Below are 23,980 nucleotides of genomic sequence, written 5' to 3'. Positions count from 1 at the left end.
ATCATTTCAGTTTTGGCAGAGCTTTTACTTTATTACTTAATTCTTTTCCACCGTTAAATGCTGTGTAATCAAGATGAATAATTACATCAGAAACCTTTTTAGCATTTGGTAGCTCTAAAATCCAATCAGATACCGCCCCTGTACCTTCAAATGGTAGATAACGTTCATCATTGAAGTTTAATTCAAATAATCCACTGTCTGCTTGGTTTCCTTTTGATATTGCTATCTGTTGACCTGTTTTCCAATTTACCCTTATCGACTCATTTGATTCATCACTTTCACCAAGTAATGATTTTATTGCCTCAATGTCAGGTTTAAGTACTACTCTATTGCCTGTTTGCTGCAAAGTAGCATGAATATCCTGATAAGGAGCAACTTCTGCTCTAATAGTAATCCTTATACTCTTGATCTTACGGCAATAATGACCTGGAAAATCAAGGTCAAACATCTTTTCTGTTAATGCAAACTTACAGCTTCCTTTTGTTTTTAAGTCATTGATTGCAATAGGGTTTAAAGGTATGGTCTTAGTAATTTCTAGAGCTCTTTCATTGTTATCAAGATACTCTTTAGCCATCTGCTCAAGAGCAAATTTCAAGCTATGACCTGCAAGTAATCCTTCTTTTAAGCTATTCCAAGAGCTTGCTGTAATAAATACTCTATCGTTATTCAGCTCATACTGATAAGTTTTTTCCACTTGTTTTACCATCTCCAAGGCCATCTTATAAGCTTGGAAATATATTATCGCTATTTACCCTTTCATCCAGTCATAGAGCTCTTTACTTGTAAATTTACTTTCAAAGAATTCTCTTTTTTCCTGGTTTTGCTTGATTGACTCTTGATGTACTTTTAATTCTTGCTCAGCAATAGCTTGGTTAATTTGATTAGCCTCTATTGTATGATTAATCTGCTTCACATCACAGGTAGCTAACTTTTTCTGTAAATCCCAATCCTCATCACGTCTTTGATAACTTGCTATAATGTTGCATAATTCAGCACCATCTCTCATATTATCTGCTAAGGCACTGAAAGATTCTGCTCCTGCTTCTACGGAAAAACCGGGATGAAAACCGCCATTAGAAAAGCCAAATATTGTAGGTGTCCAATGAGTTAACGCTGCAGCTCCAAATGTACCAGAAGCTCCAAGTCTTGTTGCAATTGCTCCAGAACGCAAAGTTACTCCTGTTAATTCAAGAGCTGATAAACCATGGAGTAATCCACTGAGAATTGGTAAATCAGAAAATACACCAGAACTAATTAATTTTTCATAATGCGATCTACGCTCCTCAGCATTATTTAAACTTACACTTAGTGCATCTTGTTCTTTCTTTAAAGCTTCTATGGTCCTTTCTTTAATCGATGAGATTAAATTACTGGTTATCCCTTCTTGTTTGTTGTAAAAAATAGTTAATGATTCAGCATCTCTCTTTTCCAAAACATCTAGTAACTCTGAGCCAAATTGCATCACAGTTTCAACTATTGATTTTGCATAACTCACCATCTGACTGAATCGATAATGTGGTAGGTGTATTTGTGGTAATTCTACAGAGTGGCCTCCAGTTACTGCTGATAGTTGCTTAGGATTAAGCGGCGGCTGGAATAAAGGCGGTACTGCTTTTTTGCCTCCCATATCTAAACAATGTCTTATCTTGTATAAACGATCTTCAACTTTATCCCAAAGACCAATAAAGCTCTTGTTTTCAGGCGTGCAGAAGTAATTGCTGTATTTGATAAGATCATGAGCTTCATCAGATTGAACTTCAGGTTGTGAACCTTACTATTACCCATAAGTATATAAATAGTAAAAAAGCTGATATTTTACTAATTCAACTTTCTATTATAAATGGATCTATGGTCTAAAAATGGAATATATGATGAAAAGAACTATAAATACTTCAACTGGCGAATGGGCAGAAAGTGAATTTGGAATTGTTAATTTTGGTGATATAAGATTAAGTAAAAGGCTTCTAAAAATAGTTAATAGTTTTGCTGAATCGCCTGAGCGTTCAATAAATCAAGCTTGTGAAGATTGGCATCAAAGTAAAGCAGCTTATAGATTTTTCCAAAACGATGCCATTTCTGAGAGAAAGATATTAGAAAGTCATATAATTAAAACTGTTGAAAGAGCTAAAGAATACTCAACTATCTTAGCTATCCAAGACACGAGTTATATCTCATATAAAAATCATAAAAAGACCGAAGGATTAGGGATTATAGCAGCAAGATTAACATCTAAAACAACTAATTTTAAAACACATGGATTAGTGATGCATACAACGTTTGCAGTTACAACAGAAGGACTGCCTATAGGATTATTGGATCAAAAAATTAGTACTAGACCCTCCTTAGCTGAAGACCTAAAAGAGTTGAAAAGAAGAAGCCATAATACTGCTGTTCCCATAGAAGAGAAAGAAAGCATACGGTGGATAGAATCACTTAAATATTCTACTAATCATCCTGGATTAAAGGATATCAAGGTAGTTACCGTCTGTGACAGAGAAGCAGATATGTATGATTTATTTGAAGTTGCTTCCACTAATCAATCTCTTTTTGTAGTAAGAGGAAATCAAAACAGAACAATAAATAAGAAGTCGACTTATTCTGAAAAAGGTGGTGAAAGGTTGTGGGATCTGATGAATCGCATGTCTTGTCAAGGAGAAATACAAGTGAATATTCCTGCTCGCAATGATAAACCTCAAAGAACAACAGTTTTAGAAGTAAAGTTTAGCAACTTTGTGATGAATGCATCAAAAAATAACGCTAGACGTAAAACCCAAAAACTTCCTAATTTAAGTTTAAATGCTGTCTATGCTATAGAAAAATACCCCCCATTTGGCGAAGAGCCTGTGAACTGGATTTTGTTGACAAATATAAATATTAATAATTTTGAAGAAGCAGTAGAAAAAATACAATGGTATTGCTTAAGATGGAGAATAGAGGTTTTTCATAAAATTTTGAAATCTGGTCTTAAAGTTGAAGAATGTAGGCTCCAAGCAGCAGATAGATTAATCCGCTTTCTTACAATAATGAGTATAATTGCATGGAGAATATTTTTTATCACACTAGTAGCTAGAACAAATCCAAATCTTTCTTGCACTTTCATACTGACTGACGACGAATGGAAGGTTTTATATACCAAAATGCTTAAGACAAAAAACTATCCTGAGACACCACCACCTATAAGAGAAATTGTGAGGTGGGTGGCCAAGTTAGGAGGGTTTTTAGCTCGCAAAAATGACTTAGAACCAGGCCCTATAGCTTTGTGGAAGGGATGGAAACGTCTCTTTGATTTAGCAGAAGGATGGAAACTTGCTCATGAATTTTATACTTGTGGGTAATAGTAAGGTTGTGAACCAGAGGGTAGTTCTGTTTCCAGTTGCAATAAATCATGCTGTTTTAATTCATTGAAGGATTGAGGTTGAACTGAAAAATTTCCTTTTTTAATAGGTTTTGGGCCAAGTAAATCCCAAGCTCTGATATACAGCATCGTAGCTTGATTTAATGCTTCCCAAGATCCCTTAGCAAAGAGCATATCTCCCCAATCGATGAGATTGTTTACGTAAGATATGATGATGTACTTTTCAAATGAAGTTACATGTTATTTTGCAATGGTGTATGGGTCAAATGGATCAATTGCTAATTCTGTAGTAGTTTGCGTATCACTCAGTGATGCAACGATATTATCGCTATTATGCTCTTCAAAAGGCAAAAACTGCCATGCTTTATCATTGGTAGGGTTGAAGATATATTGATACCATTTTCTTGCTGTAGCAAAATCCTGTTCTCGATTTAAATGCCATGCAGTCAGCATTGGTATATGAAAGAATATCTCCCACAGATAAAGACCATAGGCACCACTAAAATCTAAAAGATCACTTGGACGATGAACAACACTATTCGTTGGGTTAAATCTTTCGAATTTAAGTTGTTCTATTTTCTGCGACTCTAAAGTTAAAATTCTCTTTGGCCCTCCAGCATAAGCTTTTTGCCGTAAATCACGCACATTGCCAGTGATGTTTAATCTCATAAAAGAGAATTTCATATCTTTAAAATCTAATTTTTTTGGAGTTTCACCGATATACTCAAACTCAAGTTTATTTTCATCCTTATTTATCTTATAAGTTGATTGCTCACTAATTGCAGATAAATTGTAATCTTTAGGTAAAAGCAAGAAAGATTCACGAATATTTTCACGCTCTAAGTTACCTTCAACAATAAACCATCCTGGCTTATTTATTACTTGTTGTGCTAGGGATTTTTTGAAACCACCTAATAATGTTAATTGTTTTGTAGAATCATTTTCATATAAGAGTTTAGCATTACCCTCTTTATTAGTAATATTAGTCTCAAAAATGTTTTTGGTTTCTCCTAAATTAAACTTATCATCATTATTAATTATGTCGTAGGAGGAACTAAGAATTTTATCTGCTAATATTTCACACTTTAACATTTTATATCCATAACCCATCTCTCTACCAATAAATGTCACCTTTTTTCCTTGAATGATATGTGCTGTATAATAAATATCAGTAGCTGTAGTTATAGTGGTCCATGTACTGCTTTCATTGTTGTAGATATTTATTATTCCACAATTAAAGAAAATGGCTTTTTCACCTAGTACTATAGCCTGTATACCACATGCTTGATTGTCAGTATAAGTTTTTGTTGACCATTCTTGAGTTTCATCATCATAGATATCTACTTGTGAGGAGTGTTGATACTCGTCTTTCTGACCTCCAAAAAAGATGACTTTTCTGCCTACTATTGTAACTTGTGTGTGTCTTCGTGCTTCGCTAGCAGTATGAGTAGTCCACCTTCCAGTTTCATCATCATAAATATCCACTTGAGCAGAATATTGATTACTGTCTTTCTCACCTCCAAAAAAAATAGCCTTTTTCCCCACTACTACAGTGTCTATATCATATCGTGCTTCAGTAACTGGACGAGTTGACCAGCTTTCTGTTTCATAATTATAAATGTCTATTTGTGAAGACTGCCATCCTCCAAAGAAAATAGCCTTTTTCCCTACTACTGCAACTGTGTCTCGTGCTTCACGGGTAGCATGAGTTGTCCATGTGCCTTTTTCGTCGTCATAAATATCTATTTGTCTGGATCTACCATTACTTTTTTCTCCCCATCCTTGAAAGAAAATAGCTTTTTTATCTACTACTTTAACTTTTCCACCATATTGTGCTTCACTAGCAGTACGAGTTGTCCATCTTCCTGTTTCATCATCATAAATATCTATCTTTGACGAGTATTGACCTCTCCAGCCTCCAAAAAAAATAGCCTTTTTGCCGACTACTGCAACTTCTGCATTCTCTCTTGCTTCACTAGCAGTATGGGTTGTCCAACTCCCAGTTTCATCATCATAAATATCTATTTTCGATGAATATACTCGATCACCTTTTGGTCCGCCAAAGAAAATAGCTTTTTTGCCTACTACCGCTACTGCAATGTCTACTGATCTTCTTGCTTCACTAACGGTATGGGTTGACCATGTTCCAGTTTCATTGTCATAAATATCTACTTGTGAAGAATATTGATTCCTATCTTTGTTACCACCAAAGAAAATAGCCTTCTTGCCTACTATTGCAACTTCTGAATGGGTTCGCCCTTCACTAGCAGTGTGAGTTGTCCAGGTTTCATTTTCATTATCATAGATATCTACCTTTGCGGACTCAATATCACCTATACTACCGCCAAAAATCATACCACCAAAGAAAATAATCTTATTTCCAATTGTAGTCCTTGTTGCATTTATATCAGGGTGCTTCTTTAGATTAATAGTACGCACATCGTAAGTAAGATTGCCAATAAATTCTCCTTTCTGATTCTCACTAGCAACTAAATCTTCATCAAGAGTAAATAAATTAGATGAAGTCTGACTATCAAACTTAGTTTCACCTATAACAACTACAATTCGTCTTTCCTTTCCGCCATGTTCTTTTAGGTAAAAAGCTGCTACTTTCTTCCAGTATAATTTCTTTGCTTCATTAACTGGATCTACTTTAATATCGCTTGCTAATTTTTGCGGTGCTGTCCAACTGCCACTTGGCTTTTGAAAGATATAATTAATCGTTGCATCAACTCTTTTTTCGTTATCTTTCCCTTTTTCAATTTGCTGCACCCAAAATATAAATAATCTGTTAAATGCATGTATTGGGGTTATAGTTTTAACTGGTATCGATGCTTCTATTTTCTCCCACGCAGTCCAGTAGAGGATATTTTGGTTTTCTTCATCAAATATTGCTGTGCGGTAATAATAATCATAGGATTGGGCAAGGGTGCGACCAATAACATATAAAGTATTTTTTCCTTCTACTCTTTCAAAACAACTATCAACTATCTTTAAGCTAGTCACTTGTTCAAAATCTTCAAAATACTTCATGTATGCATCACTTACTCCTTCATCGGTGATGTTTCCTTGCATTAAAGTATTCTGTAGCTTTTTGTACTCTGGAGTTATAACTTTACGTAAAGTCGGATTTAAGTAGTTTTCTGGATATAATTTTATCTTATTACTTGCTTCCCATTCTCGATAACTAGATAGCCATTTCCATTTTTCTTCAGTAAAGTCTTTATCAACCTCTACACCTTCTTCTATCTTCATCATAGCACGATGAATGTATAGCTGAATACTATTTAGTGCTGCTTTAATCGGCGAAATCTTTGAACATTCACTCATTTCAACATCTATCAGCAAGAACCCATAGAGATCCCTCATGTTTTTTAGGTCTGGATTGATATGTATCATGTACCTTGCAAGAATATCCCGTTTTTCTCTTGCTAAATATCCTTCGTCTTCTTCAGTAATGAGCTCCAAATCTCGAGCAACATCAGTGTATTTTTTCCACTCATCATTTCCACTTACTTTTAAATTATATAAATCCTTGAGCTTTAGTAGAACTTTGACGTTAATACCAGCTATATCCATGAGAGGTTTAATCTTCATCAGAGAGCCTACTGGATCTTGCTTCTCAAAACATGGCCTAAATATTTTGACCTCTTTAATAGCTTCTAGCGTATCTTGATTCCAACCAGTTAGCTGAACCATTTTTTCTATTATTTTGTCACTTTTGTAGTCATTTCCATATAGCCAGCTTATGTATTCTGGCAACTTAGAATATAATCCCTTTAGTGTTCTATAGTTTACTAAAGTCTTGATCTGCTCAATTGACCAGGTTTCTTGTCCTCCATATGCACTCTTGTAATTTGCAATACTCTCTACTTCAAATTTTAATGTTGTAAATACATCTATATTATGAAGAAACTTTTCTAAAAATCCTCTGTCTGAAAATGATTGCGGATTCTCTGGATCAGCAGTAAATGTATAAATAGCATCTAGTATTTCAGGTTGAATATTACCTACAAACTTATACACCTCGTTATAGAAACTTTGCTGATCTTTTACTCCTTGTACTGAATTGTGCAATTGTTCTGCGAGTTGCTTACTTGAAGTAGGATTAACTAATCTGATTATTTGTTCAGTGGTAATTGTATGTTTCTTTAGCCAATCGTTAAATTCAACTACGTTCTCTTGATTTACTCCTTCTATCTTTAATTGTGATAAGAGCTCTGCTATTGGTATGTTTACTAATCTTGCAAGCATAACTTGTTTGTATACTTTTAAAATTTTTTCTCCGAATACCTCTTGATCATTTGATCATTGTGGTAGTTAATTAAAGAAGTTAATTCATTACTATTTACTCCTAAAATATTTTGTAATGTACTATAGTTACTTGCTGTGGCAGCTAAATCTTTGAGGCTTTTTTGACTTAGAAGTGCTTTAAATTCTGGTAAACTGTCAATTTTATTTGATATACCCTCTGGTAGACTATCAGCATACAATGCAAATATTTTAGCTAAAGGTTGTTGAAATTTTTCATGTAGATTTTTAATCTTTGCTATTTTTTTCTGATCAATTTTACCCTCACTTAGTGCTTGAGTTAACTCATCAAATGACCAGTTGAGTTTGTTTGCTAAACGAATAAAGCGATGTAGAAAGCTTAGTGCTTGGTTATCAAGGTTATCTATAATTTGTTTTTTGTGCTCATCTATAGTTTGTTCTGTAACGGTAAGTATTATTGAACCTTTAATTTTATTATAGCTATCAAGTAATGACTGAAGTTTATCGTGCTCTATACCTGTTTGTGCAATAAATTTATCAACATTTTTTAGTTGATCTATTTCCCCATCTTTTATTCCATATACCTCTTTTAAATAAGCTTCTGTTTCATTATCAGACGTAATTACTTCATATTCCTCCGGAGAAAGACCTAAAAACTCTGCATCAGTATCAGCATTTTCAATGAGCATTTTGTATATCCCTGCTAAGCTCGTCTTATGTTTCTTAAGGTAAGCACGTATACTCATCAGCGGGAGATTTGCTGGAAGATTAAAAGGATATTTAGCAGTTGCAAGTTTACTTAGAATATCATCTTCAAGATCATGCTTTAGCTTTTCCTCCATTATCTCATTTACGATTTCAAGGTATAACTTCTCTTTGTTGGTATTGTCGCAATCGAGTTTGATATCGTAGAGATCTGGACGACGTTTTTCAAGTGATTTAGTTGGTTGTGCTGTAATATATTTACCAACTATTTCCAATAACTTAACCAGATAAGCTGCAGGACTTAGTACTGATTGGCAACTTTCACACTGATTGTAATCATCAGTATTAAAGATTTTTGGTATATGCATGTTTTCCCCTATAAATTTTAATGTATGTTGCAGCAGCGTTGAGCTCGATAGTGAGGCTCAGAAATTTCCTTAGCATTTGCTACATAAACTGAAATAAACTTCTTTCTGGCTACAGCTTTTTGATAGATATCCAGTGCCGTGCTTTCTAAAAATGTATCTTTTACTACTTCAACAAACCTATTCTCGGATAAGTCAGTAATTTTAAACACTGAGTCATATAAGAAGTTTTCATCGTCTTTAAAACTCAGTAGCTGCTCAGCAGTGGAATCATCAAGTCCCATCTTCTGTAAACGAATAAGCGCATCATTTGTCATTTCTTTTTCTCCTTTCATAAATTTTTTAAAATGTTACTACAAAGGCAAATGTTTCCCGGGTTGCTGCAGTTCTGATAAGTGGTACGGTGTGTTCTAAAACTAATAAGATTCCAGGATTTTCCACGTCTTTTGGTTCAAAATATCTTTGTCCTCTAGGTAACCCTTCTTTTACTTTAGTACCAACCATAACCCCTAATTCCCTTATCACTTGATTTGCTGCGTCCGTGAAATCGAAAGTAAATTTAAGATAGAGATTATTAGTTGGTACATTTGAGGGCCTAAACCTTCCAGAAGCTTACTATTACCCACAAATATAAATGTTTGTTGCATAGCTCTTAATGGCATAACTTTTGCTTGAAATAACTGTTTATATGGTGCAATTTACAGCTTTTAGTTGCTAAAATTATAACTCTTAGTTTAATAATTTTAATCTAATAAGCTTTCAGGTTAATAAAATTAAATTATTTGAGTAAATACAATACTATGTTTTTATTTGTGGGTAATAGTAAGTTCCAGAAGGGGTCAAAAGCTCTCCATTTTCATCACCTGTGCAGAATAGCACTTCATCTGCAGTACGTCTGCCAAGTTCATTCAAGAGCTTTATAGAATTTATAGGTTCAGGTGGTGTGCTTTCAGTATACTGTACAGTAACTTTATCACTTACTGGAATAGAGCTATTTTCCGTACGTTTTATTACACCACTACTGCTATCAACTATATAATCTATACTTGGCTGATAAGTTGTTTGTCCTGTAAAAACCCTTACATCTTTAATAGTGTGGTGATCTAGAGCTATTTCACCCTCAACAAAAACTTTTTCGACCTGATGGCTACTTTCCCAATTGGCATCACCACTACCCCAAGCAAGATGTATAACTTGCTCTTTTATGCTTGCTGCTATTGCTGCTCTTCCTGACTGTGTAAGAATTGACACCTGTGATGAGTTTGAAAGGCTTATATAATATATATTCAGGATTTGAAAAATTTTTGTCCAAAAAAAATGAATTTTTGCCTAATTTTTTGTTGCAGTATTATTTAAAAATCGAACTGTATTATTCTCGGAAAAAAACAATAGAATATCAATAGGTTAAAAATTGCATCTGTATTATTTATTTTTGCTCCTGTCCTACAAAGTGCACCTATAAGTTCTCATCCTTAAAGCATTAATTGTTTTAGGGAAAAGTTATGAAACTAAAAACTGCCATAGTTGTTCAAAATATACGGTATCAAGCTAAGAGATTAAAACTTTTTGAATGCTTTGCTCATGAAACTCATGAAGATCTTGAGCAAGAACTTTTCTGTGAAATTTGGACTTATCTTGATAGATATGATGAAAGTAAAGGTAGCTTTAACACTTTTGTAGCAAGATTAACTGAACGTCGTGCCAATAACTTATTGGAGAAACAACTATGTATGAAGCGCAATATTAATAACTATGTCAATATTGAGAAAACAAAAGCTTTTGAAGATGAAGTAGCGAAACGTACTGATGTAGATTACATGATTTCAACACTACCAAGAAAGATGCAAAAGATATGCGAGCAACTCAAGTACTTTAACTTATATGAAGTTGCTAAGATGAACAACATATCAAGAACTACTTTAAATACTATGGTAAGAAAAATACGTATAAAACTCTCTTCCATCTACTACAAGGGAAAAAAGAAAAATTGAACATAAATTCTACCTTTCCTGAATATATAACATATACCATTGAGGTGAATAAATGACTTTTAAAATTTTAAACAATAATGAAAGATTGAAAACAACTACAGGCATAAAAGTAGTAATTTTTGGTCCTTACGGTATTGGTAAAACCAGCCTCTTAAAGACTATAAGTGAACCAACACTATGTCTTGACTTTGAAGCAGGTCTGCTTGCTGTTCAAGATTGGCAGGGAGATTCTATTAGTGTTCGTACTTGGAATCAAGCTCGGGATATTGCCTGCCTAATTGGTGGTCCGAACCCTGCACTAAAATCTGATCAGGCGTATAGTCAAAAACACTATGAGCATGTCTGTAGCAAGCACAATGATCTTCTTTCTGAAGTTTCTAAATACCGATGCATCTTTGTGGATAGTATAACCGTCGCTTCACGTTTATGTCTATTATGGGCAAGGATGCAACCTGAAGCTTTTTCTGATAGATCAGGAAAAGAAGATAAAAGAGCTGCTTATGGGTTACTTGCTCAAGAGATGATGGCTTGGCTCAATCAGTTTCAACATATCAGAGATAAAGACATCATCATAGTTGGCACGTTAGGTCAATATCTCGATGACTGCAATCGTTCAACATGGCTGCCTCAATGTGAAGGAGCTAAAACTGCTAGTGAAATTCCAGGTATTGTTGATGAAGTAATTAGTATGGTTGGAATCAAGAAAGATGATGGTACAGAGAAACGTTCATTTGTCTGTCAGACTATTAATTCTTGGGGATACCCTGCTAAAGATCGAAGTGGATGCCTGAATATGGTTGAAGAACCGCATCTGGGAAAATTACTTACGAAAATTAAAGCTAAGGCTTTTGCTACTGCTGCTTAAATTTCTACTCAAAGTTAACTTTTAGAGGTTATATATGTTACAAGACTTTTTCACCATTACTCAAAAAATTCCCTTTTTCAGTGTAAAAGAATACTTGGATGATCAATCGCCAATACCAGAAGATATAATCGCACCAAGGATTCTAACTAAAAGAGGTCTATTGGTACTGGGTGGCCCACCTAAAATTGGCAAAAGCGATTTTCTAATTTCATGGCTTGTCCACATGGCTGCTGGAGTTTCATTTTTGGGTATGACTCCAAGCAAACCTATGAAAATTTTCTATCTGCAAACTGAAATTGAATATGAATATATGAAAGAACGTTTGCAACAACTTCAACTGGATAACGAACTTTTGAATATAGCTGCCAATAACTTAATCATTACACCAAGAGTACAATTATCTTTCAGCAGTGAAGAAATAGATGAAATTAAAAATGTTATTAAAGAGCGTTTTAAACCTGATATTATTGCAATCGATCCTCTTCGTAACATTTTTAACTCAAGTGAATATGGCAATGAAAACGACAATAGCGCTATGTTATTCTTCTTGCAAAAAACACTTGAAAGACTGAGAAATGTTATCAATCCAGATTCGGGTATAATACTCACTCACCATACAAAAAAACTATCCAAAAAAATGTTAGAAGAAGATCCATTTCAAGGCCTAAGTGGTGCTGGATCTTTACGTGGATTTTATAGCACTGGCATGGTGATGTTTGCTCATGATGAGGAAAGCACTGTCCGTCAAATAGTATTTGAGTTGCGAAATGGTGAACGTGTGGCAAGCAAGCTTGTCAATAAGATAAATGGTCGCTGGAAGGTTGTAGACCAATGGAGTAACTGATTCTTTTTTTCACTTAATTTGTAGGAGACAATATGTTATCAGATTTTTTAACTGATTTTAATACTGCAAAATTACAAAGTAATTTAATACCAAAAGGTACAATAGTTAAGGTAAAAATGGCAATTAAACCAGGAGGTTATGAAAATTGGTTCACTAAAAGCTATGCTACCGGCAGCATCTATTTAAACGCTGAATTTACCGTCACTGAAGGTCAATATGCAAAACGTAAGATTTTTCAAGTAATTGGTATTAAAAGTGGCAAAGCAAGAGTTGAAGGAGAAGATACTTGGGGAGAATCTGGTCGTTCCATGCTTAGAAGTATTTTGGAGTCAGCACGAAATATTCATGCACATGACACTTCAGAGAAAGCAGTTATTGCTAGAAAAATCAACTCTATAGCTGATTTTAACGGGTTAGAGTTTACTGCAAAAGTTGGTATTGAAGCTGATCGGTATGGAGAAAAGAACAAGATTGCTACGGTTATTACTCCAGAACAATCTGAAGTTGATTGGTTGCCATTTTGAAGTACGACGAAGAGAAGCTCTGGATTGCTGTAATTGAGAGAGCTATCAAAGATGCAGCAGGAAAAAATCTAGAGCTAAAGAAAGAAGCAATTAAATGGTTTGATTCAGAGTCTTTTGAAACTGTTTGTGAGCTAGCTAATCTCAGCTCTAAACGTATGAAAAGTATGTATGGGGGTTTTATGCAGAGAAAGGAAATAAAAGGATTATTGATTGATAATATTAAGGAGTGTGTACCTTACCTAATTCCAAACGGTAATTTTTATCGAGAGAGGACTTATGTTGGCAACTGTGACGGGGATACGATTACAGTTAAAATAGTGGGTAAAAAAGCTGGGAATTGGCGTAATTTTACCAAAGGGACTAGTGGTGACATTATTGATCTTTGGACTTTAGTTAAAGGTGATATAAATTCCGCTAAGAAGTGGTTAAATACTAAAGAAAACACAACAGAACATAAAGTTACATCGTTTTCAGCAAGGCATTACTTAAATGATAAATCACCAATGCCAAAAGATATAATAGGTCCAAGAATTTTAACTCCAGGCGGTCTTTTGGTGATAGGTGGAACTCCAAAAATAGGAAAAAGTAATTTTCTTCTTTCTTTATTAGCACATATGGCATCAGGAGTGCCGTTTCTCAACATGAAGCCTCCAAGACCATTAAAAATATTTTATCTGCAAAACGAGATGGAATATGGTGATATGAAAGAACGCTTACTTCAGCTTAAAATTGATCAAAATCTTTGGAAAGAAAATTTATTTATTACCAATAAAATGCCATTAACTTTAAATTCTGAAGAGGTAAGAGCAATAATAACAGAGAAACTTGATGCAAAAACGGTAGATCTTATTGTTATTGATTCTTTTCTCGATTATAGGGAGATAATCTCTTTTGTAAGAAGTGACATGGAGAAATTACGTTCAATAACTAATCCTATGGCCGGGATAGTGCTCACACATTGTACCAAAAAAGTGTCTTCGACTGTATTGGAGAAAAATCCATTTCAAGCTTTAAGCGGCTCAAACATTTTGAGAAGTGTTTATACATCTGGCATCGTTATATTTAAACCAAACGAACGTACAAATACTCTGAAAGTGGTGTATGAACTTAGAAATAGCAAGCCTATGACAAAATACATTCGCAAAGTTAATGGATGTTGGAAGACTTCTAAAGTTATAGCTACCGCTTAGTTTTAAATTGAAAATATATTCAGAGGATTTTATGGATATCTATTGCAATTTTAATACTGCAGCTTCACGAAAAAATGCATCGTTAGTAGAAAAAGAACAGCTTAAAGCTCAGCTTCTGTTAAATATCAGATCATGCCTTTCTTATCTATTGCCAAGAGGGATTTTTCGTGGTGATAAGTTTTATGTAGGCAATGTACAAGGTGATAAAGGAAAGAGTCTAGTAGTAGAATTAAGTGGCAGTGAAGCTGGCCTATGGCATGATTTTGCAACAGGAGAAGGTGGTGACATTATCGACCTTTGGGCAGAAGTGCATAGAAAAAGTACTAGAACAGAGTTTACTGAAGTAATGGCTTCTATAGCTGAGTGGCTTGGTCATTTCAAGAATTCAAGTAGTCCAACTGCATATTGGGATTATTACGATGAAAACGGCCAAGCTATTGTTAGAGTCTATCGTTATGATGATAATAATGGAAAGCGATATCTTCCTTTTGATATAAAAAAATCTGACTTTGGTGCACCGAAGATAAGGCCACTCTATAATATTCCAGGTATTTTGAAGTCCGATAAAATTCTTCTTGTAGAAGGGGAAAAGTGTGCAAATGCTCTCATAGAGCAAGGTATTACTGCCACAACTGCAATGTCTGGAGCAAATGCAGACCCAAATAAAACAGATTGGACACCACTCAAAGGTAAACATGTTATTATTTGGCCAGATAATGATGAACCAGGTAAGAAATACGCTGAAAAATCTGCTATGAAACTTACTTGTCTTGGAGTTGAAGAACTTTGCATTTTGGAAATACCTAAAGATAAACCAAAGGGTTGGGACGCTGCTGATTGCGTGAAAGAAGGTATAAATGTTGAAAAATTCTTATCTTCAATTCCTCAAGTTCCATATGTGAAAAAACTATCAACTACCGAGGAATTCTCGAAAGTTCAAAAAGCAGGACGTCGCATTTCACTTTCAGCAATTCCAGTAATAAAGTATTTAAACGATAAATCACCAATGCCGAAAGACATAATAGCTCCAAGAATTTTAACTCCAGGAGGACTATTGGTGTTTGCAGGTGCACCTAAGGTTGGAAAAAGTGATTTTCTTATTTCTTGGTTATTACATATGGCAGGAGGAGTTCCATTTTTGAACATGATGCCCACAAGACCTTTGAAAATCTTTTACTTACAAACTGAAATTGGCTATCACTATATGCGTGAACGTCTTCAGCAGATTAAACTAAATGAAGAACTTCTTGAAATTGCTGGATATAACTTAGTTATTACACCACAAGTGGAGTTACTTCTAAATGATGATAGTATAGAGATTATTTTAGATAAAATAGAAAGTTCATTTGGCTCGAATGCAGTTGATATAATAGCAATAGATCCACTACGCAATATTTTTGATGCCGGCGAGAATAGTAGTGAAAATGACAACAATGCTATGTTATTCTTTCTACAAGAAAGGGTTGGTAAATTGAGAAAGCTGGCTAATCAAGATGCAGGGGTTATTTTAGTACATCATACAAAAAAGATTCAAAAGAAATCATTAGAAGAAGATCCCTTTCAAAGCTTTAGTGGAGCTGGTTCATTGCGAAGTTTTTATACTACAGGAATGATAATGTTTAGACCAAATGAACAACAAAGCTGTCGTCAGCTAATATTTGAGTTACGCAATGGTCATGCTATTGCATCAAAATACGTTGATAAAGTGAATAATTGCTGGCATACAACGGATTATGAATCACAAAGACTTGTAAACAAAGACTATGGTCAAAAGTTAGATGCAGAGCGTTCACGTAGGTGCGATAATATTTTACAATTGATTTACGAAGAAGCACGGAAAGGAAATGTGTATACAACTAGTTCATTTTGTAAGTTATTCGAAAATAAAGCAGGACTTGGTAGCAATCATTCCATTCGTGATCGTATTGATGTTCTTGCTACAAAAGGTTATATTAAATTCAATAAAGAAGGCAAAAATGGAGCAAGGACCAAATATGGAATACTTTGTGTTGAAGGTATGGAAAAAAGAAGCAAAGTGTTTGATCATCAGTTAAACAAGGAAGTTACGATCTATGAGAAAATTTTACCAACTGATTACAAATCACCACAATATGGAGATGTTATTCCTGTAGAAAATCCAAATGTTTGGGTTTACAACGATTAGAGCCAAAATAGTAAAATCACTTATAAGAACTATAAACTATTTAAACAGTTCAGATTTCAGAATTTGCCAATTTTTGATTAGATTTCACTTAGTTTACAAAATCTGAATTTAGCGATAATTAAAAAAACGCTATATTTTCAGTAACTTAAGAGATTTTTCAGATTTTGGTACTGCAATCTGAGCAAAAGGGAGAAAAGCTAGGAATATAGAGGACTTTATACGGTTTTCAATTTTCAGAATAACTCCTATTATTATATAATAATAATATAGTAGTATGACTTTAAAACATACTACTCTGCTCGTTTCTCTTTTACTTACAATAATAAGTTATGTATATGTGTAAAGCTCTCTTTCAAAGTTATCTGATAAAAGAAATGAAAGAAAACGCTCAGAAAAAACAAATGGCCCGTAATTGCGTTTTAAAGCCATTCTACAACTTCAGGGTACAAATATAACACTAAGACCTAAATTACTTATGTAGAGTAGCTTAAAACTCGACCACGAGGCACCTCTAAATTATTTTTTACTTTAAACTTTTACTTGCTTATAAAAAAACCTTACTTTAGCTTATCACGTTTTTTATTCGTTGTAAAATATCTTTTCAAAAAGGTGAACAGTTTTCATAATTTCGGTATAGCAAAGTATGTCAGTAGAACAGCTTTTGTTTAAAATCTCTGAGCAATTAATTGCAAAACTCTCAGTAATGAAATCAGCAAATTGTAGATGAAGCTCAAGGAAAAAAGTCTCTAGCTACTGCCATAGAAGAAGAAACAGAAGCTCGTAAAACTTGATTGCCGCTTAAAATGGAGACAAAGATCAAATCTCCAATTTTATCATACATAAGGGAGACAAAACTTCTACTATTTATTAGTAATAAAAAGCAACTTAGTTTATATTTGATTTTTAGAATAAACATATTTTCAATATGATTGACACTTTAACTTTAAAAGAAGGGGATATTGAGACTACTGCATTTGATAATAACAATGTAACTAGAGTATTACACAATGGAGAGTGGTGGTATGTAATAACAGAGGTAATAGCTTTTCTCACAGGTAGTAAGAACCCATCTGATTACCTAAAAAAGATGAAAAGCAGAGATATAGGGCTTTCCGAAGGATGGGGACAATTTGTCACCCCCCTTGAAATTAAAACAAAAGGTGGTAAACAGAATGCTAATTGTACAAATGTTGAGGGGTTATTGCGTATCTTACAGTCTGTTCCTTCCAAAAAGGTTGAGCAGTTTAAACGTTGGCTTGCAAAAGTCGGGTATGAAAGATTACAAGAATATGAAAATCCAGAGCTGGCATTTAAACGAGCCTATGCTGATTATGTTGCAAAAGGATACTCTAAAGAGTGGATACAGAGAAGAATGCAGTCCATATCTGTAAGAAATCAACTCACAAAAGAATGGGATAACAGAAAAATATCCGACCATAATAATAAGCATCTTGAAGGCAAGGAATATGCAATATTGACAGATGTGATCTCTCAGGCAACTTTTGGTATCAGGACTAAAGAACATAAAGATCTAAAGGGCCTAAAGAAGCAACCATTAAGAGACCATATGACACCAATTGAGCTAATTTTCAACATGCTTGGCGAACAAGCAACTATTGATGAAGTAAAAATCAAAGATGCACAGGGTTATTATGAGAATTTAGAGGCGGCAAAAGATGGTGGTAAAAATGCTAGTGTAGCAAGAGAGGCATTTGAAAAAGCGCGAGGTGTAAAAGTTGTTTCTTCGGATAATTTTCTCAAGAAGATTAAAGATTGAGGTTTTCACTGTGAGAAGAAAGGAATCAAAACATTCTCTGCTAATTTTAGCCGATTCTACTACAACACTGTTCTTTAAAGCGTTTTAGAGGGTTGTTATAGCGTTATTAGTGATTTGGATAGGGGGGGAAGATAGCATCTTTATCAAAAACCCATGTAACCTCTTTAAAATCCCAGTAAACAGTTCTTTCCAAAATGGAAACAACTCAGGTGTCTAGAAGTTCCGTTTAGCGGGTTCTTAAAGCTCTTTAATTTCTGAGCTACATTCAAATTATTTTAACTTTTTTTCAGAAAATCCCGGAAAAAGTAGTGAGAAATCCGGTATATATATTATAGAAGGGCATTGAGTGTAGATGTGCTTCAAACACAAAAGCCGGCAAACGAACAGAGTAGAAAAGATTGAAGAAAGCAAAAGAAACGAGATAGGTTTTTGGTGAGTTACGTAATTGAGAATTTATATTTTTTTAAATAAGACAAAAACTGTATTTTAAAGCTAGATGTGACTTTAGGGTAAAATATACTACTTTTACTTCTCGTCAACACAGTTAACGAACTACCACAGTAAAAGGGTTAATACGGTAACCATAATCTCTACGCGATGATCCAGGCCAACCAACTGTTTGAATCACATCATTACGTTCGATGTTTAGTCCTAACTTTTTGGCTAATGTAGTTTTTATTGTTCTTTGAATTGTGTTTATTGGTTTTCTAATGTAATGTTCTGGATCTGCTTCTGGATCAAGATTTAGGCGCTTTTCTATTTCAGTTATGCGAAGCAACATGTGTTTTTCAGGAGGTAATTCTTTTTTACAATCATTCAAAAATTGTTCAAATAATACGCGCAAAACTTTCATACATGCTACAGCTTTCTTATTTAGAATCTCTATATTGTTTACGTAAAGCGAGCCCTCTATCAATTGCAACTTTAATAATTCCTTCTCTTTAGGAGGTTCAATTAGATTAAGTGCAGTATGTAAGATTTGCATTGAAGTATTTGGTATGAACTCTAGTACTCCTCTTTGTGCTGCTTCTTGGAATACTTCAATTAACGTCTTATGCTGAAAGAAAAGGTCAACCATTTTTACTGTGGGCAAATCAAGAGGTATGTTTGATGGATTTTTTCTCAGTATTATTAATACAGTTGGATTAGCTTTAAACTTATCTATCGTTAAGAATGTTGGATTGGTGCAAAAATCAAGTATGATTAAACTTACAATCTTACCTTGTCCACCAACATGATAAACTCCACTTTCCACTTTTTGCCACATAAAATTTGTATCACTTAGCTGACCTTCAAACCAATTCATAAATTTCTCTGGGTTTAAATATGCAGATAAGCGGTGAAATCTTTGCTTCTTGTAGGTATTAGGTAAAATATCACGGTTGCAATTTTCACAAATTATATTATCGCATGCTTCGTTAAAGTCCTCATCAATGAAAATCTCATTGTTACAGTATGGATCAACTATATTTGGCCAATCTAATTTATCTTGTCTACGAGAGCAGATAATGTAAGACCTCTCTTGCATCTTAATTAATTCAAGATCTGACAAATACCTTGCTGCTTTGATGTAATTTTGATTTGGGTTAACCCAAGAGCTGCCAGAATTAAGAAGATCAGAGATTTGCTCTTGGCAAGATTGTAAGACCATAAAATTGTTTTATGTATGCTTTAAAATCCTCTCTTTCCCTTTTATTCAGAGGATGTTCAGAGTAGTAAATTGCTATATACTCATCACTTCGCTTGAAAAATAAGCCTATCTTTTTGCCTTGAAATATTACTTTAATCGACTCTATCAATGGCACTATGTCTCCTACAAATGGCTTTAAAACATGCAATTCCGGTGCAATAGGATCATATGGAGCAACAGTCAAAGTAATATTAGTATAGCTGTAATTGAAACGATTTGACTTTCCATAAGATGGTACAAGCCTCCACCTTCTAGGTGGAGAAACTTTAGTTTGTCAATGTCATAACTGTACTTTATAAAGTATAGTTATGACGGAATATGACAAAGGAAAACACACTGTATTTTATCATAGGTACCATATAGTCTGGATTACAAAATATCGGTACAGAGTATTAACTAAGGCTATGAAGGAGAGAATACGAACAATCATAGCAGAAGTATCTGAAGAAATGGGGATTAAGATAGAAAACGGAGTAATATCATCAGATCATTTACATTTATTCGTAGTAATACCTCCTCATATAGCTGTGAGTGATTTTGTTCAAAGAGCCAAAGGCAGGTCTTCACGCAAAGTTCAACAAGAATTTTCAGAGCTAAATAAAATGTACTGGGGAAAGCGTTTTTGGGGAAGAGGATACTTTAGTGCTACCAGCGGACATATCACAGATGAAGTCATTAATGAGTACATCAATAAACATACAGATGCACATCAGCCTCATTCTATATCTAGTATAAGATTGGAGTAGCTTTAGCTTCTCACCGCGCTTCCAGCGCTATATCCAACCTTTCGGCTCTCAGCCGATAGTGGTTGAGTGAAACTTTAACTCAAAAACACGAATATTTGAATCAGATTCATTAATACAAGTTTCTATAAATTTATGCACCTGTTCCGCAAAGTTTTTATCCTGCACATCTACAAAAATACATTCGCAACCAAAGTAACAACTTGCAATGCTATTTGCTATTTCTATAGCTTGATCAATATTTCTAGCACCAAGATCTACCTGAGTGCCATTTAGTAGAAAATCCAAAATCATCCACTCTGCCTTATGGCCATGAATAACTTTGTTTGAATTTAACAACAAATCTATATCGCTAGCTTTTCGTATTAACACATATAAACGATTCTGATGATAGAAGAAACCTTGTAGTTGATTCTCGAAACTGTCATTTCTCTTAATGTTATCTTCTTTCAGTATTTGTTGTATGATTTCCTCTGAGATAAAGTCCTTAAATGGAGTACTTGGTCGTCTTGGTATTTTTTGTAAGGCAAAAGACATGAAACTCTTTCTTTGTATTTTTTCAAAGTGATAGACAGACTTTAAAAGATTGTAATCTGCATGAAACAGTAGAAACAGCAAAGACTTCTTATCATATTTATTATTATTTTTTACAAGGTAGGATTTCATGAGTTCTGTAGTTAATGCAGATCTTGCAATTTCACTGACAGTAACTTCTAGTTTTGCACGGTCAAAACAGGTAATCAAGTAGTAAGTAACGAGAGAATCGGAATAATTAGCAATCACTTTACGTTTGTATTGTACAGATGTATTATCGTAACTTTCATCATCAAAGAGTTGAGCATTTAATTTATCTTTAAAGGAGTTTTGAAAAATAATATTTAATTGCTTACCAGAAAGTGAATCTATCCAAGACTGACGTATTTTTGTATTGTGAAAACGGTCAAGCAAATGGTTAACAGGGACTTCTAAATCATCTTCCCAAAATTTACGATTTGGATAAATGTTCATAAGAAACTAACCACACCATGATAACATAATAGACTATTTAAATAGTTAAGATAGAAATCTGAAAGTCTTGACCAATAATTATGCAAGGGCTGTTTACTGATTTTTAACCAAGTTTTTTCTAAAAAGTTTGCTTAAGAAGAAGATTTTTTGGACAAAAATTTTTCAAATCCTGAATATATATTATATAGCACTCTAGCGAAACAAATTCTGAATATAAATGTCAATCCTAACACTAGATCTCGGCAAACAAACAGGCTGGGCAATTCTAACAGATGGAATAATTGAAAGTGGGAGCAAAAGCTTTCATGGTAGTCGTTTCAGCGGAGGTGGAATGTGTTTCTTAAACTTTTGCAATTGGCTCAATTCTTTGAAAGACATTTCTGCAGTGTACTTTGAGGAGGTGAGAAGACATTTAGGAACTGATGCAGCCCATTGCTACGGTGGGTTTCTTGCAGTGCTGTCTGCTTGGTGTGAAGAGAACAATATTCCCTACCAAGGTGTTAATGTTAAAACTATAAAACGCTTTATAGCAGGCAAAGGCAATGCAAGTAAGAGTGAAGTTATTGAAGCGATACGTGAAAAAAGTTTTTCACCTAGAGATGATAATGAGGCCGATGCTTTGGCATTAATGTTCTATATTAGTAAAGATATTAATAAGACGAAAAATCCATAAAAAGTGGGTCCTTTCAGCCAGAATGGCGGATTTGGTGGGTTCAACCCCAGGCCTTCTTTAGCGTCAGAGATATTTTGAATATTAACTTTTTAATTATTAAGGATTTAAATTATATGAATTTAGCAATCCACTACTATCCTGTTGAAAACCTCGTCGAATATAAGCGTAATCCTCGTAAAAATGATGATGTAGTAAATAGAATGTGTGCTTCAATCAGGGAATTTGGCTTTCGTATACCAATAGTTGCAAAAAGCGATGGAACTGTGGTTGATGGTCATTTAAGACTTAAAGCAGCAAGAAAACTTGGTATGGAGAGTATTCCAGTGGTCTTAAGTGATAATTTAAATGAACCACAAACTAAATTTTCGGTTACTGGCAAATCAATCAGCTAACTGGGCGAAGTGGGACGATGATCTTTTGAAGGTGGAAATTCAAGAATTAGAAGATTTGCAGTTTGACCTTAAAATGACAGGATTTGAATTAGAAAAAGTTCAACATTTCCTTGATGATTTAGATAGTGAAAAAGAAGATTTTTCTGACTTGGTTGGTGATGAAAAAAGGGTAAAAATAACAAAACCAGGTGATCTTTGGATTTTAGGTGATCATCGAATCTATTGTGGTGATAGCTCTGTAGTTGAATCATATAAAGCGCTGTTAGATGATAAAATGGCAGACATTACTGTTTGTGATCCTCCATATAACGTTGATTATGGTGGTAGCCAAGATAAAAAAATATTAAACGATAATCAAGGTGAAAAGTACGAACTTTTTCTCTACGATATCTGTTCCCACATTTTAGCATATACGAAAGGTGCAATTTACATCTGCATATCATCATCAGAGTTTTCAACGTTGCAAAAAGTATTTGAGGAGGCAGGAGGAAAATGGTCAACATTTATCATTTGGGCAAAGAATCATTTTACGCTAGGCAGGTCTGATTATCAAAGACAATACGAAGCAATGCTCTATGGATGGAAAAGCGGCAATAAACGTGAGTGGCATGGAGGTAGAAATCAAAGTGATCTGTGGTTTTATGATAAGCCAACACATAACTCATTACATCCAACGATGAAGCCAGTAGAGCTAATGGAGAGAGCAATAGTAAACAGCAGCAGATCAGGAGACATAGTACTTGATCCATTTAGCGGTTCTGGCAGCACACTGATTGCATGTGAGAGAACAGGAAGAATTTGCAGAACAATAGAGCTAGATTCAAAATTTGTAGATGTAACGATAAAACGTTGGCAAGTATACACAGGTAGGGAGGCAATTTTAGCCGGTACTGGTAAAACCTTTTCACAAATTCAAGAAGAAAAACAGTAAGAAAAAAGTGGAAAAGATAACGCAAACAGAATGGGCAAAAGAACAAGGATTTTCAAAGCAATATGTCTGTTATTTAGTAAAAAAAGGAATAGTTAAGTTGGAGGATGGTTTGATCGACCGAGAACAAGCAAATGAAGCAGTAGCGGCAATAAGAGATCCAAGTCAGCCACTGAGGAGGAAAAATCCAGAAAATACAAGTAACCTTTCCACGATGTTGCTAAAAACTAGAATAAAAAATGAAATGGAACGAGGTAAACTGCTTGAGGCAAAGGCAAAAGCTGAGATTGGTGAACTTGTAGCAGTAGAGGAAGTAAAGCGCGAAGCATTTAATGTAGCAAGAGTTGTCCGTAATAATTTGCTTAATATTCCAAATAGAGTTTCAGCGCTGCTTGCATCACTGAGTGACACTGAAAAGATTCATGGAACATTGACTGAGGAAATTACAAACTCACTTGAAGAATTATCTAACACTAAATTTCAAATGTAAAAAG

At 34.3% G+C, this 23,980-nt stretch carries 19 protein-coding genes and 3 pseudogenes; 12 read left to right on the top strand and 10 right to left on the bottom strand.

Features of this window, described 5'->3' with window-relative positions; genetic code table 11:
* Window position 1 precedes the first annotated feature (1 nt).
* Window positions 2-1,462, bottom strand: a pseudogene (locus tag OPR50_RS00505) (Tc toxin subunit A-related protein).
* A 406-nt stretch (window positions 1,463-1,868) separates the two neighbouring features.
* On the opposite strand from OPR50_RS00505, the gene OPR50_RS00500 reads away from it, so the two are divergent.
* Entirely contained in the window at window positions 1,869-3,335 is a 1,467-nt protein-coding gene (locus OPR50_RS00500) for an IS4 family transposase (RefSeq protein WP_264339584.1), read from the top strand.
* On the opposite strand, the gene OPR50_RS00495 is transcribed toward OPR50_RS00500, so the two are convergent.
* The 6 genes and pseudogenes from OPR50_RS00495 to OPR50_RS00470 form a co-directional block, all read right to left on the bottom strand.
* Window positions 3,320-3,529: a hypothetical protein gene (locus OPR50_RS00495; protein WP_265024104.1), complete on the bottom strand. Its 210-nt coding sequence runs from the start codon at window positions 3,527-3,529 to the stop codon at window positions 3,320-3,322. The two genes, OPR50_RS00500 and OPR50_RS00495, sit on opposite strands and share 16 nt — an antisense overlap.
* Window positions 3,530-3,595: 66 nt before the next feature.
* Window positions 3,596-7,609, bottom strand: a complete 4,014-nt coding sequence (locus tag OPR50_RS00490) for a Kelch repeat-containing protein (RefSeq protein ID WP_265024103.1) — start codon at window positions 7,607-7,609, stop codon at window positions 3,596-3,598.
* A gap of 17 nt (window positions 7,610-7,626) precedes the next feature.
* Entirely contained in the window at window positions 7,627-8,700 is a 1,074-nt protein-coding gene (locus OPR50_RS00485) for a Tc toxin subunit A (RefSeq protein ID WP_265024102.1), read from the bottom strand.
* A gap of 17 nt (window positions 8,701-8,717) precedes the next feature.
* Window positions 8,718-9,032, bottom strand: a complete 315-nt coding sequence (locus OPR50_RS00480; protein WP_265024101.1) for a hypothetical protein — start codon at window positions 9,030-9,032, stop codon at window positions 8,718-8,720.
* A 7-nt stretch (window positions 9,033-9,039) separates the two neighbouring features.
* The gene (locus OPR50_RS08570) at window positions 9,040-9,222 is read right to left on the bottom strand and encodes a hypothetical protein (RefSeq protein ID WP_458694428.1); all 183 of its coding nucleotides are present in this window, start codon (window positions 9,220-9,222) and stop codon (window positions 9,040-9,042) included.
* Between the two features lie 276 nt (window positions 9,223-9,498).
* Window positions 9,499-9,948, bottom strand: a pseudogene (locus OPR50_RS00470) (hypothetical protein); the annotation flags it as partial.
* 251 nt (window positions 9,949-10,199) lie between these two features.
* Here OPR50_RS00470 and OPR50_RS00465 point away from each other — a divergent pair.
* The 7 genes from OPR50_RS00465 (at window position 10,200) to OPR50_RS00435 (ending at window position 18,052) form a co-directional block, all read left to right on the top strand.
* Window positions 10,200-10,688, top strand: coding sequence for a sigma-70 family RNA polymerase sigma factor (locus OPR50_RS00465; protein ID WP_265024098.1), 489 nt, complete (start codon window positions 10,200-10,202; stop codon window positions 10,686-10,688).
* A 52-nt stretch (window positions 10,689-10,740) separates the two neighbouring features.
* Window positions 10,741-11,553, top strand: coding sequence for an ATP-binding protein (locus OPR50_RS00460; RefSeq protein ID WP_265024097.1), 813 nt, complete (start codon window positions 10,741-10,743; stop codon window positions 11,551-11,553).
* A 34-nt stretch (window positions 11,554-11,587) separates the two neighbouring features.
* Window positions 11,588-12,397, top strand: a complete 810-nt coding sequence (locus OPR50_RS00455; protein WP_265024096.1) for a helicase RepA family protein — start codon at window positions 11,588-11,590, stop codon at window positions 12,395-12,397.
* Window positions 12,398-12,429: 32 nt separating this feature from the next.
* Window positions 12,430-12,921, top strand: a complete 492-nt coding sequence (locus OPR50_RS00450; protein ID WP_264707826.1) for a hypothetical protein — start codon at window positions 12,430-12,432, stop codon at window positions 12,919-12,921.
* Window positions 12,906-14,111: an AAA family ATPase gene (locus tag OPR50_RS00445; RefSeq protein WP_265024095.1), complete on the top strand. Its 1,206-nt coding sequence runs from the start codon at window positions 12,906-12,908 to the stop codon at window positions 14,109-14,111. Before OPR50_RS00450 ends, OPR50_RS00445 begins: the two co-directional genes overlap by 16 nt.
* Window positions 14,112-14,142: 31 nt before the next feature.
* On the top strand, window positions 14,143-16,275 hold the full coding sequence (locus tag OPR50_RS00440) for an AAA family ATPase (protein WP_265024094.1): 2,133 nt from the start codon (window positions 14,143-14,145) through the stop codon (window positions 16,273-16,275).
* Window positions 16,276-17,200: 925 nt separating this feature from the next.
* On the top strand, window positions 17,201-18,052 hold the full coding sequence (locus OPR50_RS00435) for a BRO-N domain-containing protein (protein WP_264686500.1): 852 nt from the start codon (window positions 17,201-17,203) through the stop codon (window positions 18,050-18,052).
* A 544-nt stretch (window positions 18,053-18,596) separates the two neighbouring features.
* Here the strand turns inward: OPR50_RS00435 and OPR50_RS00430 are convergent.
* Both OPR50_RS00430 and OPR50_RS00425 read right to left on the bottom strand, forming a co-directional pair.
* Window positions 18,597-19,703, bottom strand: a complete 1,107-nt coding sequence (locus OPR50_RS00430) for a hypothetical protein (protein ID WP_265024093.1) — start codon at window positions 19,701-19,703, stop codon at window positions 18,597-18,599.
* On the bottom strand, window positions 19,669-19,926 hold the full coding sequence (locus OPR50_RS00425; protein ID WP_265024092.1) for a hypothetical protein: 258 nt from the start codon (window positions 19,924-19,926) through the stop codon (window positions 19,669-19,671). Before OPR50_RS00425 ends, OPR50_RS00430 begins: the two co-directional genes overlap by 35 nt.
* A 124-nt stretch (window positions 19,927-20,050) precedes the next feature.
* Here OPR50_RS00425 and tnpA point away from each other — a divergent pair, with 124 nt between their 5' ends.
* Window positions 20,051-20,488, top strand: a complete 438-nt coding sequence (tnpA, locus tag OPR50_RS00420; RefSeq protein WP_265023833.1) for an IS200/IS605 family transposase — start codon at window positions 20,051-20,053, stop codon at window positions 20,486-20,488.
* A 48-nt stretch (window positions 20,489-20,536) separates the two neighbouring features.
* On the opposite strand, the gene OPR50_RS00415 is transcribed toward tnpA, so the two are convergent.
* The gene (locus tag OPR50_RS00415; RefSeq protein WP_265024091.1) at window positions 20,537-21,493 is read right to left on the bottom strand and encodes a hypothetical protein; all 957 of its coding nucleotides are present in this window, start codon (window positions 21,491-21,493) and stop codon (window positions 20,537-20,539) included.
* A 217-nt stretch (window positions 21,494-21,710) separates the two neighbouring features.
* Here OPR50_RS00415 and OPR50_RS00410 point away from each other — a divergent pair, with 217 nt between their 5' ends.
* The 3 genes and pseudogenes from OPR50_RS00410 to OPR50_RS00400 all read left to right on the top strand — a co-directional run bounded on the left by OPR50_RS00410 (window position 21,711) and on the right by OPR50_RS00400 (window position 23,976).
* Window positions 21,711-22,166 carry a crossover junction endodeoxyribonuclease RuvC gene (locus OPR50_RS00410; RefSeq protein ID WP_012673199.1) on the top strand — a complete coding sequence of 152 codons (456 nt, stop codon included), beginning with the start codon at window positions 21,711-21,713 and terminating at the stop codon, window positions 22,164-22,166.
* Window positions 22,167-22,279: 113 nt separating this feature from the next.
* Window positions 22,280-23,489: pseudogene (locus OPR50_RS00405) on the top strand (DNA modification methylase).
* A gap of 7 nt (window positions 23,490-23,496) precedes the next feature.
* On the top strand, window positions 23,497-23,976 hold the full coding sequence (locus tag OPR50_RS00400) for a hypothetical protein (protein WP_265023917.1): 480 nt from the start codon (window positions 23,497-23,499) through the stop codon (window positions 23,974-23,976).
* Window positions 23,977-23,980: the final 4 nt, after the last annotated feature.

The sequence above is a fragment of the Wolbachia endosymbiont (group A) of Epagoge grotiana genome, from assembly GCF_947251775.1.
In the GTDB taxonomy this organism is placed as follows: Bacteria; Pseudomonadota; Alphaproteobacteria; order Rickettsiales; family Anaplasmataceae; genus Wolbachia; species Wolbachia pipientis.
Note: the sequence above shows the minus strand (reverse complement) of the source record. Positions and strands in the feature narration are given on the sequence as shown.

Excerpts from the sequence above, each read along its gene's own strand:
- tnpA (WP_265023833.1), top strand. The coding sequence starts at position 20,051 with ATGACGGAATATGACAAAGGAAAACACACTGTATTTTATCATAGGTAC.
- OPR50_RS00430 (WP_265024093.1), bottom strand. The coding sequence starts at position 19,703 with ATGGTCTTACAATCTTGCCAAGAGCAAATCTCTGATCTTCTTAATTCT.
- OPR50_RS00480 (WP_265024101.1), bottom strand. The coding sequence starts at position 9,032 with ATGAAAGGAGAAAAAGAAATGACAAATGATGCGCTTATTCGTTTACAG.
- OPR50_RS00410 (WP_012673199.1), top strand. The coding sequence starts at position 21,711 with ATGTCAATCCTAACACTAGATCTCGGCAAACAAACAGGCTGGGCAATT.
- OPR50_RS00500 (WP_264339584.1), top strand. The coding sequence starts at position 1,869 with ATGATGAAAAGAACTATAAATACTTCAACTGGCGAATGGGCAGAAAGT.
- OPR50_RS00485 (WP_265024102.1), bottom strand. The coding sequence starts at position 8,700 with ATGCATATACCAAAAATCTTTAATACTGATGATTACAATCAGTGTGAA.
- OPR50_RS00415 (WP_265024091.1), bottom strand. The coding sequence starts at position 21,493 with ATGAACATTTATCCAAATCGTAAATTTTGGGAAGATGATTTAGAAGTC.
- OPR50_RS00455 (WP_265024096.1), top strand. The coding sequence starts at position 11,588 with ATGTTACAAGACTTTTTCACCATTACTCAAAAAATTCCCTTTTTCAGT.
- OPR50_RS00435 (WP_264686500.1), top strand. The coding sequence starts at position 17,201 with ATGATTGACACTTTAACTTTAAAAGAAGGGGATATTGAGACTACTGCA.
- OPR50_RS00490 (WP_265024103.1), bottom strand. The coding sequence starts at position 7,609 with ATGCTTGCAAGATTAGTAAACATACCAATAGCAGAGCTCTTATCACAA.
- OPR50_RS00450 (WP_264707826.1), top strand. The coding sequence starts at position 12,430 with ATGTTATCAGATTTTTTAACTGATTTTAATACTGCAAAATTACAAAGT.
- OPR50_RS00465 (WP_265024098.1), top strand. The coding sequence starts at position 10,200 with ATGAAACTAAAAACTGCCATAGTTGTTCAAAATATACGGTATCAAGCT.
- OPR50_RS00460 (WP_265024097.1), top strand. The coding sequence starts at position 10,741 with ATGACTTTTAAAATTTTAAACAATAATGAAAGATTGAAAACAACTACA.
- OPR50_RS00440 (WP_265024094.1), top strand. The coding sequence starts at position 14,143 with ATGGATATCTATTGCAATTTTAATACTGCAGCTTCACGAAAAAATGCA.
- OPR50_RS00495 (WP_265024104.1), bottom strand. The coding sequence starts at position 3,529 with ATGCTCTTTGCTAAGGGATCTTGGGAAGCATTAAATCAAGCTACGATG.